The following is a 14963-nucleotide window of genomic DNA, read 5'->3' on the forward strand; positions in this document are numbered from 1 at the left end:
GTATTCCATCAGATATCAACCTGAATATAGTACAAAAGAATGTTCCCTGAACATTCGGAGGCAGTATGAAAAAATATAGTTATTTCTGTACAATCAATATCCAAAAGCAGACAAGAAGCATGCTCATCAGCTTCTTTTTCTTTATAGCAGCTTTAGTCATATTCGCACCAAAAAAGACTTTTGCTTCTTATGTAGACACCAATCTCAACACCTTTGTACATGATGCCGATCCCACGCCTGAAGGTATGGTGGGACAGGATATGCAGCTTACTGTACGAATCGGATATAACGGCGTAAATGGTCTCTACAATCCTGATTCCGAAGAAATCAATAACGTCAGAGTCCGTCTGTCTCAAGACCAGAATCTGGTTAATACAAACGGTATCGTTCCAAATGCCAAAAGTTCCAATCCATATGATGAGGATGAGGAATCCTCTGAGTCTGAAGCCTATAACGAAGGCTATCAGGCCGGAATGTCTCGTGCCTACAATGCTTCCCTTGGTCTTACATATCCTGTAGACGGAGGTAAATATCCTCTTGAGATCAATTCATCAACCATGACTCAGGAGAAAAAACTTGGCACACTGAAAAAAGGGGAATATAAGGAAATTACCTTCAATGTTCATATCCGAAGTGATATAACCGCAGGATACTATGCTGTACCCATCTCCATTTTCTATGATGTTCCATATAACTCATCCGGGTCATACGGAAGCTTAAACAGAGCCGAATTCATAAACATTGCCGTACTGTCTCAGGGCGATGTGTCCAACCCTGCCACAACAGAAAAGCAGGCAGCATTCGTAGTGGGGGAGAACCAGACCACACCTGCTGCAAACTATCCGGGCAACCTGAATTTCTCTGTGGATTTCCGTAATCAAACAAACCGTACCTTATATGATGTAACGGTCCATATGGAGAATTCTCTAGGAGATAATGCCGAGGTTCAGAATACAGCACTTGCAAAGACAGCAGCATCAAAACAGTTCCCTTTTGAGATAAGCAAGTCGAACTATGATCAGAACTTCACTTCTGTTGCACCGGATGAAACAGTAAGTCCATCTTACTCCATGGCAATAAAACGAAATGCCGCCAGCGGCTACTATCCGATATCCTACACAGTAACCTACAAGAGCACACCGGATGCAACGCTGCAGTCCAGGGAAACTCATGTATTTTATGTGAACATCAACAACCAGACCATGAATGACACAGAGGACTCCGATTCTACGAGAGAGTTCAATGCAAATGACCGTACAAAAGCACGTCTCGTTGTCGGATCATACCGGACAGAACCTGCCGAAGTTTATGCCGGTCAGGCTTTCAGACTGGTGGTTGAAATAAAGAATGCCAGCACAGATATAAATGCAAGCAACATTCTGCTCACCCTTGATTCCGAAAAAGTCGATAATTCCAATGTTTTCTCAACTGAAAACGGTGCCAATTCAACAGTTATCAACGCACTTGCAGCAGGTGAATCAAAGGAAGTAACCTGGCCGATGATAGCATCTGCCGGAGTGGACCCACGATCCTACGGTCTGATCATTAACGAAAAGTATGATTCACCGGAGTTTAAAAATGCCGAAGAAAAGATCACTCTGGATGTGCCTGTAAGGCAGATTGCCCGACTTTCCTGTACCGGTTTCGATATCACCCCTAATCCTGTGGAAGCAGGCGGAGAATCCAATGTCATGTTTAATATAAACAATACCGGCAAAGTCATTCTTTACAATGTCACTGTAGATTTTTCAGCAGATTCCATTCAGGGAACAAGTACCTACGTCGGAAACATTAAGCCCGGTGATTCAGGTTCCGTTGATGCCATGGTTCAGGGTATCAGCCCTACGATGGATGACGGTAGCATCAATGTAACCATAACCTACGAAGACATAAACGGAGAGCAGCAGACCCAGGAGGAAACCATCAATCTCATTGTCATTGAACCGATTGAGGATGACTCCGACTATATTGGCGATGACATGAATGAACAGGAACCGACTCTTTTCGATAAGCTGAAGATTCCAGTTGCCGTCGTACTGATTGCTGCAGCTATAGGCGGAACCTCATTTGTCATCGTAAAGAAGAAAAAGAACAAAAAGAAGCAGGAACAGGATATAGATGAAACTATCTGATTTATTTAAGCTGGCGGTCAGTAATCTGAGAAGACGCAAAACCAGAACCTTACTAACCGTGCTCGGCGTTGTCATCGGAACTGCTTCCATCGTTGTCATGGTGAGCCTTGGTCTCGGAATGAGCCAGATGATGCTTCAGTCCTTTCAGGATGAAGGCTCTCTCACCATGATACGTGTGTACGAAAGCTATGACCGTGGTGACAGTGGAAAAGCAAAAGACAAGCAGAAAACCGAACTCACAGATGACAATATCGCCATGTTCGGTACCATTGACCACGTTGTCGCAGTCAGTCCGTCCCTTGAAGTCAATGTTTCAGCTAAATGTAACGGCTATGAAGGCGGTTTCACCATATGCGGGGTATCCCAGTATTATCTTTCACAGTTAAAGCTTAGAGAAGGCGGCAAAATCCCCGGGCATGACCAGAATGAGTTAAGCCTCGTATACGGAAATCAGATCCTGTACAATAGCTTTTACAAGCCTTCCAATTACGATACATATACTGTAAATCCGGACAAGGATACTATCTTTATTACTTTTCCGACGTCATCCTACAGTGAAAAACCGACTAAAACCGATTCTGAAAGCAGCAAACCGAAAGAACCCAAGAAATATGTCATTCCTGCAAGCGGAATAATTGCAGGTGGTGAAAACGACTGGTCTTCCTACAGTTACAATGTCTATGCGGATCTTGATACGTTTAAACGTTTCCTGCGAAAGCTTTATAAAAAAGCTCTTGTGCCTGATCCGAGAACACGAAAGAACGGCAAAGCCTACAATTATTACGTTTACGATGCCGCCTACGTTTTCGTTGATGACATGGATAATGTTCAGACAGTTCAGGAACAGATATCAAACCTGGGTTTCAATGTCAGTTCCAATATGGAATGGCTTCAGTCTGCTCAGGAACAGCTAGGAATGGTTCAGATGGTTCTCGGTGGTATAGGCGGAGTTTCTCTTTTGGTTGCCGCAATCGGCATCATGAACACCATGATGATGTCCATTTACGAAAGAACCAAAGAGATAGGTGTAATGAAGGTTCTCGGATGTGATATGTCCGATATCAGAAACATGTTTCTCTTTGAATCCGGTATCATCGGTTTCCTTGGTGGCATAGCAGGCATCATTGTAAGCTACATCATCTCTTTCGTGATTAATTTCTTTACGTCCTCGGGAGGCGATGACACTATGTCAATGTTCTTCGGATACGGTGAAGGAGGTTCACTTTCCTTTATACCTGTATGGCTTGCCGCATTTGCCATAGTCTTCGCCATAGCTGTAGGTTCCCTTGCCGGATATGTACCCGCTGTGAGAGCCATGAAGCTAAGCCCTCTGGCTGCTATCAGAAACGAATAAAATCACATTCATTCCCGGAACAGCATCCTTGTATGTTGTTCCGGGAATATCTGTTATTCTCGATTGTCACATATAGATATATTGTTTAAAAATATCTTAAATGCTATAATCTCAAATCATATTATTCAATTTTTCGATAATTGCGGGGAAATTGTGTCCTTCCCTCAGTGTAAGAGCTGTTGCTTTTTATCAGCCGCATGACGTCGAAACATTGAACAGAACAATCTATAATGCTGAGAAGAATGTCAGACAGATTCATACGCTGACGTTCAAGAATAGGGGAGTAAAATTATGATCAAAGTAGCAAAGTTTGGTGGTAGTTCCTGTGCATCTGCAGAACAGTTTGAGAAGGTAAAGAATATCATTCTTGCCGATAAAACAAGACACTATATCATAGTATCTGCTCCGGGAAAAAGAAACTCTCAGGACACCAAAGTAACCGATATGCTGTATCAGCTTTACAATGCAGCTTCTTCTGAGCAGAATTTCAATCCTATTCTTGCAAAGATCAAGACCCGTTATCAGGAGATCATCGATGGTCTCGGCCTCAAGCTCAGCCTTGACGAGGACTTTGACAAGATCGCCCATGACCTTCTGGATGGTGCAGGAAAGGATTATGCAGCATCCCGCGGTGAGTACCTTAACGGTAAGCTCATGGCAGCATATCTCGGATTTACATTTATTGACTCCGCTTCATGTTTCGTATTCAACAAGGACAGAAGCTGTAATTTCGAAAAGACCGAGGCTGCTATACATGAAGCTCTTACAGATGTTGATTATGCTGTATTTCCCGGCTTCTATGGTGCCAACGAGGATGGAGATATCGTAACATTCAGTCGTGGCGGTTCAGATGTGACAGGTTCTCTTATCGCAGCAGCAGAGCATGTTGATCTCTATGAGAACTGGACCGATGTATCCGGATTCCTTGTAGCTGATCCCCGTATCGTAAAGAATCCCGAGGTTATCGACTACATCACATATCGTGAGCTTCGCGAGCTCAGCTATATGGGTGCCGGAGTTCTTCATGAGGATGCTATATTCCCTGTACGTAAAGAAGGCATTCCTATCCAGATAAAGAACACAAACCGCCCTGATGATCACGGCACACTGATCGTTCAGGATACCCTTAAGAAGCCTCGTTTTGTTATCACAGGTGTCAGCGGAAAGAAAGATTTCTGTGCTCTCAACATTGAAAAGGCCATGATGAATGCAGAGATCGGTTTCGGACGTAAGGTTCTCAGTGTTCTGGAGGATAATCATATTTCTTTTGAGCATCTGCCATCAGGTATCGACACCATGACTCTTGTTATCCATCAGGAAGAGCTTGAATGCTGCGAACAGAAGGTTCTCAACGGAATCCAGCGTGCGGTAAATCCTGATCTCATCGAACTTGAGTCAGACATCGCTCTTGTTGCTGTAGTTGGACGTGGAATGAAGTCTTCACGAGGTGTTGCAGGAAGAATCTTCTCTGCTCTTGCACACGAGTATATCAATATCAAGATGATCGATCAGGGTTCAAGTGAGTACAACATCATCATCGGAGTCAGAAACGAAGACTTTGAGAAAGCTATAAAGGCAATCTACAATATGTTTGTATTAAGCGCCTCCAACTGATCGGAGATCCGGTTAATACGCATCCGGCCAGGGAACTGCTTTAATCATTGTTTCCCTAATATTTCACCTCCTGTATCGGATACGGTACAGAAAGTATGAACATCATAAAATCCAGTCGTCAGAGACTAATTGATATTGCCACCCCCAAGCAGGACACAAAGTATAAAACCTGCCTGGGGGTATTTCCTTGTCCAAAATAGTAAGATAAAACGACAGATCCGGTTCTGAAAGTGGGCTCATTTACACTTTTGCTCTTTTTTTCATCACTTTTTCCGAAGTATAATTACAATAGATTTGAAGATATAGGCATTATATGTTATATTGCTTTTCCGACAGTAGATGTCATGTGAGCGGAACGACTACGTTATTCGTGTCCGGTCGGGTCATAATATAAGATGTAGCATGACATATATCAGGATATTCACATATATCAGTATAGTTTCATAGTGAACTTCTATGAGGAAGGAAACAGTAAATAATTGAAAATATATATAATCGGCGGCGGGGCAGCCGGTATGCTCGCAGCAATAGCCGCAAAGGAATCAAATCCGGATGCCGAAGTGCATCTCATAGAAAAAAATGATAAGCTCGGCAAAAAAATATTTATCACCGGAAAGGGTCGCGGAAATATGACGAACTCTCTTTATATCGATGAGTTCTTCAAGAACTATGTTACCAATCCAAGGTTTCTGTATTCCGCACTCTATGATTTCACCAATCAGGATATAATCGACCTGCTTGAGAAAAACGGATGCAATACCAAGACAGAACGAGGTGGACGAGTATTCCCTGTATCGGATCATGCATACAGCATAACAGATGCATTGAAACACTATATAAAGAAGCTCGGTGTAGAGATACACTACAAGACAGAGGTACGCGGCATACGCTATAAGAACGGTTCCGTATGCGGTATAGACACCTGTTACGGAAACTATACTGCAGACCGTATCATCGTTGCCACCGGAGGACTTTCATATCCGTCCACCGGCTCAACAGGTGACGGTTACAGATTCGCGAAGGAGGCCGGTATGACGGTTACCGAAACTTATCCTTCTCTAGTCTGCCTCAATGTCCATGAAAATGATATATATCGTTTAAAGGGTCTCACTTTAAAGAATATAAAAATAAACATAACAGATGACGACGGAAAGAGTTATTATAAAGACTTCGGAGATATGGACTTCATCGAAGAGGGGCTCAGAGGTCCGGTCATCATCTCTGCTTCGGCAGTCATCACAAAATATCTCAATGCTTCTGACCACAGTAAGCGAAAGATACTCACAGTCCATATCGACCTGAAACCCGCATTGACCGATGAGCAGCTTGACGAGAGAATACTTCGTGATTTTAAGGAGTTCCGAAATAAAGAACTCAGAAATGCTTTTTCCAACCTGCTTCCGTCACAGCTTATCCCTGCATTTATCGCAAGACTTGAACGCCGTGGTGTAGATATCAACAAGAAAGTCACTGAAGTGGATCGTAATGCCCGTAAACAGATTCTCTCACTTTTGAGAGATTTTGAATTCACCATCAGCGGCACAGGAAGCTTCAAGGAAGCCATAGTCACTCAGGGCGGCGTATCCGTAAAGGATATCAATCCAAAGACCATGGAATCAAAAAAGGTCTCAGGTCTTTATTTTGCCGGTGAAGTTATAGATGTAGACGGATATACAGGGGGCTTCAACATGCAGATGGCCTTCTCAACAGGACATCTCGCCGGACTCTCAGCGGCACAGGAATAAACATTATCATAAAGAAGGGAACATTACCCTCAGTATAATAATAAACATAAGAAAGAGGTCATCATGCCATATAGTATTGCTATAGACGGTCCTGCAGGCGCAGGAAAATCAACCATTGCAAAAGCAGTTTCAAAGGAACTCGGTTATGTTTACATCGACACGGGTGCCATGTACCGTACAGTCGGACTTTACTGCATGGACAACAGCATCCCTGTTGAAGATGAATCCAAAGTTGTAGAGAAAATAAAAGATATAGACATTTCCATAGCCTATGATGAACAGGGCGTTCAGCAGGTTTTCCTTAACGGTGATAATGTCAGCACAAGGATACGTACTCAGGAGGTTGGCGCTGCGGCATCCACTGTTTCCCAATACCAGCCTGTAAGAGATAAACTTGTGAGCCTCCAGCAGAAACTTGCCTCCACAACTTCAGTAGTCATGGATGGAAGAGATATAGGCTCAAAGGTTCTCCCCAATGCGGACACAAAGATATATCTTACTGCATCAGTTAAGGAGCGCGCCAGAAGACGTGCCAATGAGCTTAAGGAAAAGGGTATCGACTGCGATATAAATGAAGTCGAAAAGGAAATCGAAGAACGTGACTATAGAGATATGCACAGAGCCAATTCGCCTCTTATACAGGTTCCTGATGCTGTTCTTGTGGACAGCTCTGACCTCACTATAGATGAGACTATAGACGCAATTCTCGACATTGCAATGAAAAGGAATTAACTACTGACATGAATGTAACACTTGCTAAAACAGCCGGTTTTTGTTTCGGCGTTCAACGTGCTGTTGATACGGTATACGAGATAATAGACCGTGAAAACAAAAAGCCGGAAGAGGAAAGAAAACAGATCTACACATATGGACCTATAGTTCATAACGAGAATGTAATAGAAAAAATTTCTTCCTATAATGTCAAGATATTAAACAGTGAAGAAGAATTACGGGCTCTCAGGGATGGCATAGTCATCATACGTGCACACGGAGTGGGCAGAAATATATATAAGATTCTGAAGGAAAGAAATATTGAGACCATCGATGCTTCCTGTCCTTTCGTCCAAAAGATACAGAAACTAGCCTATAAGCATACATTCGAAAAAGAAAAGGTCTTCATCATCGGAAATCCTGCTCATCCTGAGATAGTTGGCATCATCGGATGGGCAGATGGTGATATTTCAGCCATTCCGGACATTGAATCCGCAGAAAATCTACCCGACGGTAACGGTCAGAAGGTAGTTGTTCTAGCTCAAACAACATTCAATGCAGACAAATTTAAACTAATTATTGATATTTTGAAAAAAAAGTTTTATGATGTTAATGCTATTAATACGATTTGTAACGCGACTTTCGAGAGACAGTCAGAAGCAAAGGAACTTGCAAGACATTCCGATGCTATGATCGTCATTGGAGGAAGCAGTTCATCCAACACGAAAAAGTTATATGAGATTTGCAAAGACCAGTGTCCAGTTACCCAGTTGATACAGACGGTTCACGATCTTAACTTTAGTTACGATGGCGCGATTCAAAACGTAGGTATTACAGCTGGGGCAAGCACCCCGAAAGAAATTATTGAGGAGGTTCAAAATTATGTCAGAAATGAGTTTTGAACAGATGCTTGACGCATCATTAAAATCTATTCATGCAGGGGAGATTGTTACTGGTAAGGTTATTAGTGTTAAGCCTGACGAGATTGCACTCAACATTGGGTACAAATCAGACGGTATTATGACAAGAAGCGATTACAGCGCAGACAATACATTAGACCTCACCACAGTAGTCAATGTCGGCGACGAAATTGAGTGCAAGGTAAAGAAAGTCAATGACGGTGAAGGCCAGGTAGCTCTTTCTCACAGAGAGGCAATTGCATCTAAGGCATCAGAGGAGCTTAAGGAGGCTTTCGAGAACCAGACAGTTCTTACAGGTAAGGTTGTTCAGGTTGTTAAGGGTGGTCTTAATGTAGAAGTTGATGGTGCAAGAGTATTCATTCCTGCATCACTTGTATCAGATACATTCGAGAGAGATCTTACTAAGTATCAGGGACAGGATGTTCAGTTCGTTATCACCGAGTTCAATCCTATGAAGCGTAGAGTTATCGGTGACAGAAAGCAGCTCATGACTGCAACAAAGAAGGAGCAGCATGATAAGCTTTTCTCAGAGCTTCACGTTGGTGATGTTCGTACCGGTGTCGTTAAGAACCTTACAGATTTCGGTGCATTCATCGATCTTGGTGGTGCTGACGGTCTCCTTCACATCTCAGAGATGTCATGGGGCAGAATTGAGAATCCTAAGAAGATCTTCAAGCCGGGTCAGGAAGTTACTGCACTTGTTAAGGAGATCAACGGTGAGAGAATTGCTCTTACACGTAAGTTCCCGGATGAGAATCCTTGGAAGGATGCAGAGGTTAAGTTCGCTGTTGGTACTACTGTAAAGGGTACTGTAGCACGTATGACTGACTTCGGTGCATTCGTAGAGCTTGAGAAGGGCATCGATGCACTTCTTCATGTTTCTCAGATCTCTAAGGAGCATGTAAACAAGCCATCTGATGTTCTTACAGTAGGTCAGGATATCGAGGCTAAGATCGTTGACCTTGACGTTGACAATCACAAGATTTCACTCAGCATGAAGGCACTTCTTCCTGATGCTGATGAGAACGCTGATGTAGCTGACGTAGATATCAACGCAGTTGCAGATGCAGAGTAATTGATTAGATCGATAGAGTCGGACTTCAAGCCCGACTCTATTTTTTTATTAATATCGCAGGAATAAACCGGTACAATTCTATAGAGACTTTAATCAGGAGAATAAAATGGGTGTAGAAATAGAACGAAAATTTCTGGTCAGGGAGCTTCCTCATGATCTTTCTGTATATCCGGTTAGATTATTGGAACAGGCATATCTTAACTTCACACCAACAGTTCGTATAAGACATGATCAAAGCGCTGCCCTGGATAAATATGAGCTTACATACAAAGGTAAAGGTGATTTTTCACATGAAGAGTACAATCTGCCTCTTGACAAGGATTCATATGAGCACCTGCTTGAAAAGCACGATGGGACCATCATAAGGAAAAAGCGCTATATGATTCCTGTAGGTAAATACACTGCAGAACTTGATATATTCGAAGGCGCACTCGATGGATACCGGCTTGTTGAAGTCGAGTTTGATTCAGTCGAAGAGGAAATGGCATTTATTCCACCGCCCTGGTTCGGAGATGATGTAACAGCCGGTGGTGAATACAGCAATGCAAGACTGGCCAGAGGCATTTTGCCTGTTCAAAAATCCTTGCGATAAAAGAAAGTACGTGTTATACTTTTTTACCGAACGTGTTTACGCACGGGAGAAGTATGCGCATTTCCCCTGTGGGTTACATATAAAAATTAAGAAACGATAAGTTTTGGAGGTACTCTTAATGAGCGTTAAAGTTGAAAATCTTGAAAAGAATATGGCCAAGTTGACCGTAGAGGTAGAGAATGAGAAGTTCTTAAAGGCCATTGATACAGCATATAACAAGAACAAGAGCCGTTTCAATCTTCCGGGTTTCCGTAAGGGACATGCACCAAAGGCAATGATCGAGAAGATGTATGGCGCACAGGTATTCTTCGAGGATGCTCTCAATGTTATTCTTGATGAGACATATCCTGAGGCTGCCAAGGAGTCAGGTCTTGAGATCGTTTCACGTCCTGAGATCGGTGTTGACCAGATCGGCACAGACAAGAACCTTATCTACACAGCAACTGTAGCTGTAAAGCCTGAAGTTACACTTGGCGAGTACAAGGGTGTAACAGTAGAAAAGGCTGATACAACAGTATCTGCCAAGGAAGTAAACGAGAGACTTAAGCAGGAGCTCGAGAAGAACGCCCGCGTTATCGATGTTGACCGCGCAATCAAGAAGAACGATATCGCAACAATCGACTTCGTTGGATCTGTAGATGGCAAGGAGTTCGAAGGCGGAAAGGGTGAGGATTATCCTCTTACAATCGGTTCCGGAACATTTATCCCTGGTTTCGAGGATCAGCTCATCGGTCACAAGGCCGGCGAGACTGTTGATGTAAATGTAACATTCCCTGAGGAGTACGGTGCAAAGGATCTTGCAGGCAAGGCAGCTCTTTTCAAGGTAGCCATCAAGTTCGTTAAGGAGAAGCAGGTTCCTGCAGCTGATGATGAGTTCGCATCAGAGGTTTCAGAGTTCGAAACTCTTGATGAGTACAAGAAGGACCTTAAGAAGACTCTTAAGGAGGCTAAGGAGAAGTCAGCCACAACAGCAAATGAGAACAGCGTTATCGCTAAGGTTGTTGAGAACGCTACTGTAGAGATTCCACAGCCTATGATCGATGCACAGCTTGATAACATGGTATATGATTATCAGATGAGACTTCAGCAGCAGGGCATTCCTATGGATCAGTACCTCAAGATCACAGGACAGACTGTTAACGACATCAGAGAGCAGATGAAGCCAAATGCTGAGAGAAACATCAAGACATCTCTTGTTATTGAGGCTGTTATGAAGGCTGAGAACATCACTGTATCAGACGAGCGTGTTGAAGAAGAGTTCAAGAAGATCGCTGAGCAGTATAAGATGGAGTACGCTGATCTCATGAAGAATGTTTCTGATTCTCAGAAGGAGAGCATGAAGAAGGATCTTGGATTCCAGGAGACTGTAGATTTCCTAGTTTCAGAGGCAAACCTTGTAAAGCCTGAGAAGAAGTCCAAGAAGGCTGAGAAGGAAGAGGAAGAGACATCTGAGAACTAATTAACATAGTTCACTTATACTTATATGTATTAATCAACGGGCGATGCAGTTAGTTTTATCTGCACCGCTCGTTTTATATCTGATATAAGTCTGCTCCGGCAAAGTCAAGTGATTCATTACCAGCTTTGATACTTGCTTATATTAATGTTTTGTGTGAATCTTAAAGCCTTTTTCACGGCTCAGGTTTCACATACCACGTACATAGTGAAGTACCACTTTATTGTTTTCATTTTCAGAAAATAGTACAATATTCCACAATGGAGGATGAAATATGAACTTTAGTGATATTACAACAATTCCTTATGTTATTCAGTCAACATCAAGAGGCGAGCGTTCTTACGATATTTTTTCAAGGCTTTTAAACGAGCGTATTGTTTTCCTTGGAGACGAGGTTAATCACGATACTGCCTCTTTAGTAGTTGCGCAGCTTTTATTCCTTGAGTCAGAGGATCCTGATAAGGATATCAGTCTCTACATCAACAGCCCTGGCGGGGTCATCACTGACGGTATGGCCATTTATGATACCATGCAGTATATCAAGTGTGATGTATCAACCATTTGTGTGGGTATGGCCGCATCCATGGGTGCGTTTCTTCTTGCCGGCGGAACAAAGGGCAAGCGTATGATTCTTCCTAATGCAGAGGTCATGATTCATCAGCCTTCAGGTGGAGCTCAGGGTCAGGCTACCGAGATTCAGATAACAGCAGAGTGGATCTTACGCACAAAGAAGCATATGGCTGAGATTCTTGCAGCAAACTGTGGTCAGCCTTTCGAAAAAGTTATGGCCGATACCGAGCGTGATCACTGGATGACAGCAGAGCAGGCTCTTGAGTACGGTATCGTAGATCATATCTTCAAGTCACGTGACCAGGGTCTAGCAAGCAAAAAAGATTGATTATCCTGAAACTATTTAGGAATATATGAGGTATATATATGGCTATGAAACCAGAAGACAAAATCCGCTGTTCTTTTTGCGGAAAGTCTGCCAAGCAGGTTCATAAATTAATTGCCGGTTTAAACAACACCTATATCTGTGATGAATGTGTTGATTTATGCCAGGAGATTCTCGACGAGGAAAACGGCTCAGAAGAGACAACTACAGATACATCTGATATCCGCCTTCTGAAGCCAAAGGAGATCAAGGAATTCCTCGACGAATTTGTTATCGGTCAGGATGAGGCAAAGAAAGTTCTTTCTGTTGCCGTCTATAACCATTACAAGAGAATCACTTCCAAGATCAAAGACATCGATGTACAGAAGTCAAACATTCTCATGATCGGACCTACAGGTACAGGTAAGACTTATCTCGCGCAGACACTTGCCAAAATTCTGGGTGTTCCTTTTGCGATTGCAGATGCTACAGCGCTCACTGAAGCCGGCTATGTCGGAGAAGATGTTGAAAACATTCTTTTGAAGCTTATACAGGCTGCCGATTATGACATAAAGCGTGCAGAGATAGGTATCATCTACATCGATGAGATCGATAAGATCACAAAGAAATCAGAGAACGTTTCCATAACAAGAGATGTTTCCGGAGAAGGCGTACAGCAGGCGCTCTTAAAGATTCTTGAGGGTACTGTTGCATCTGTCCCTCCTCAGGGCGGAAGAAAACACCCTCAGCAGGAACTTATACAGATTGACACCACCAATATCCTCTTTATCTGTGGAGGTGCCTTTGATGGTCTGGAGCATATCATTGAGAAGCGTATAGCATCCGGATCCATTGGTTTTGGTGCGGAGATTGTTGAGAAGAACAAAGAGAACTATGATGATGTCCTTAAGGAGGTTCAGCCTGAGGATCTCGTTAAGTTCGGTCTTATCCCTGAGTTTATCGGAAGAGTTCCTGTGGATGTAACATTACAGTCACACGATGTGGATACTCTCAAGCAGATTCTTACAACTCCAAAAAATGCACTTATCAAGCAGTATCAGAAGCTCTTCGAGATCGACGGTGTTAACCTTGAGTTCACAGAGGACGCTGTTACAGCCATTGCCCAGAAGGCCGTTGCAAGAAAAACAGGTGCAAGAGGTCTGAGATCCATCATGGAAGATATGATGACAGATATCATGTATGAGATTCCATCCGAACCGGATATTTCAGTCGTAGAAATCACAGAGAATGTGGTTAATAATAGCGCCGAGCCGGTTGTAACACATAAGGATGAAGAAGCTCTCAAGTCATCAATCGCACATAACGGTTCTCCATTCTTTGACAAAGATGAGGATCAGTCAGCCTGATAACTGACTGTTTCATAAAGGAGTATACATTGAAAATAGTATCAGTTAATCTCGAGCAGGTACTGGGAGTCAAATCAGAACTTCCTTCAACCGGAAAGCCTGAGTTTGTCATGGCCGGCAGATCAAATGTTGGTAAGTCATCATTTATCAATGCATTTGTAAACCGCCGCAATTACGCACGTACCAGTTCCACTCCGGGAAAAACAAGAACTATCAACTTTTATAACATCAACGACAGCTTTTATCTTGTTGACCTACCGGGCTACGGATATGCTTCTACGGGAGCCGTAGAGCAGGAGAAGTGGGGACGCATGATCAACAAGTATCTCGAGACCTCAGAGGATATAGAAGAGGTTATACAATTTGTTGATATACGTCATGAGCCATCAAAGCAGGATATGCAGATGTTTGACTTCATCAAGCAGACAACTGGTTTTGAACCTATAGTTATCCTTACAAAGGTAGATAAGATCAAACGATCACAGGTCAAAAAGCAGGTCGCGGATATACGGAAATGCCTCAATGCAACACAAAATTGTGTCATGATTCCATTTTCATCATCCACAAAGCAGGGCTTGCCTGAGATATATGCCATCATAGATGATATCATTGAAACTCCGGACAAACCGGAAAGCTGATGCATCATCGGCATATTCGCACACTATATCATTCTGAGGAAAAACGATTTATCCGATGTTTCTTCAGAGCCTCAACATAGTGGCAATATAATTATGGATTTTGATACATAGTACCAGAATCCGACAAGGGATACGTTTCAATCACAGTTTCCCGTATTATACACATATAACGACACTGTTATTTCCACATAAAATGACGTGAATGTCAAAAGTATCTGTCACTCACGGATTAGCGCCAAAGCACAACATTCGTGTGCAATGAGCTGCTCAAAAAATTACTTTTATATTTTCGCTTGACAGTATGAATTGTCAGTGATAAAATTTCAAGGTCGTTTAAGACACAGGAAAGTAGGTATCCACCTCACCTCGGCAGTACGATACTGACCCGGGTTCATATTTGATTATTACTTCGTGTATTTTCATTATGGTGGATTTGGCTTACAATCCACCATATTTTTGTATGTACAGATGCAACATGGAGAGGA

12 protein-coding genes are annotated in these 14963 nt (G+C 42.8%); all 12 read left to right on the top strand.

Translation table 11 applies throughout. The features are described from left to right. Positions 1-65: 65 nt before the first annotated feature. A complete protein-coding gene (locus BM294_RS10305; protein WP_091207835.1) occupies positions 66-2132 on the top strand; it encodes a COG1361 S-layer family protein in 2067 nt (688 codons plus the stop codon). Beyond that, positions 2119-3486 carry an ABC transporter permease gene (locus tag BM294_RS10310; RefSeq protein ID WP_091207838.1) on the top strand — a complete coding sequence of 456 codons (1368 nt, stop codon included), beginning with the start codon at positions 2119-2121 and terminating at the stop codon, positions 3484-3486. The genes BM294_RS10305 and BM294_RS10310 overlap by 14 nt, the downstream gene beginning before the upstream one ends. Before the next feature lie 291 nt (positions 3487-3777). Next, positions 3778-5100, top strand: a complete 1323-nt coding sequence (locus tag BM294_RS10315) for an aspartate kinase (protein ID WP_091207841.1) — start codon at positions 3778-3780, stop codon at positions 5098-5100. Between the two features lie 479 nt (positions 5101-5579). Next, on the top strand, positions 5580-6845 hold the full coding sequence (locus BM294_RS10320; RefSeq protein ID WP_091207844.1) for a BaiN/RdsA family NAD(P)/FAD-dependent oxidoreductase: 1266 nt from the start codon (positions 5580-5582) through the stop codon (positions 6843-6845). A 63-nt stretch (positions 6846-6908) separates the two neighbouring features. After that, a complete protein-coding gene (gene cmk, locus BM294_RS10325; protein WP_091207846.1) occupies positions 6909-7577 on the top strand; it encodes a (d)CMP kinase in 669 nt (222 codons plus the stop codon). A gap of 8 nt (positions 7578-7585) precedes the next feature. Continuing rightward, entirely contained in the window at positions 7586-8458 is an 873-nt protein-coding gene (gene ispH, locus BM294_RS10330) for a 4-hydroxy-3-methylbut-2-enyl diphosphate reductase (RefSeq protein WP_091207849.1), read from the top strand. Then, on the top strand, positions 8439-9551 hold the full coding sequence (gene rpsA / locus BM294_RS10335; protein ID WP_091207852.1) for a 30S ribosomal protein S1: 1113 nt from the start codon (positions 8439-8441) through the stop codon (positions 9549-9551). Before ispH ends, rpsA begins: the two co-directional genes overlap by 20 nt. 106 nt (positions 9552-9657) lie before the next feature. Further along, positions 9658-10143 (top strand): CYTH domain-containing protein, encoded by a 486-nt coding sequence (locus BM294_RS10340; protein ID WP_091207855.1) that lies wholly within the window; start codon positions 9658-9660, stop codon positions 10141-10143. Positions 10144-10261: 118 nt separating this feature from the next. Beyond that, positions 10262-11602 carry a trigger factor gene (gene tig / locus BM294_RS10345; RefSeq protein ID WP_091207857.1) on the top strand — a complete coding sequence of 447 codons (1341 nt, stop codon included), beginning with the start codon at positions 10262-10264 and terminating at the stop codon, positions 11600-11602. Between the two features lie 271 nt (positions 11603-11873). Beyond that, entirely contained in the window at positions 11874-12497 is a 624-nt protein-coding gene (clpP, locus tag BM294_RS10350; RefSeq protein ID WP_091207860.1) for an ATP-dependent Clp endopeptidase proteolytic subunit ClpP, read from the top strand. Positions 12498-12535: 38 nt separating this feature from the next. After that, entirely contained in the window at positions 12536-13840 is a 1305-nt protein-coding gene (clpX, locus tag BM294_RS10355; protein WP_091207862.1) for an ATP-dependent Clp protease ATP-binding subunit ClpX, read from the top strand. Positions 13841-13869: 29 nt separating this feature from the next. Next, a complete protein-coding gene (gene yihA / locus BM294_RS10360) occupies positions 13870-14478 on the top strand; it encodes a ribosome biogenesis GTP-binding protein YihA/YsxC (protein ID WP_091207865.1) in 609 nt (202 codons plus the stop codon). Positions 14479-14963 lie beyond the last annotated feature (485 nt).

Source organism: Oribacterium sp. WCC10 (assembly GCF_900113415.1).
GTDB lineage: Bacteria > Bacillota > Clostridia > Lachnospirales > Lachnospiraceae > Oribacterium.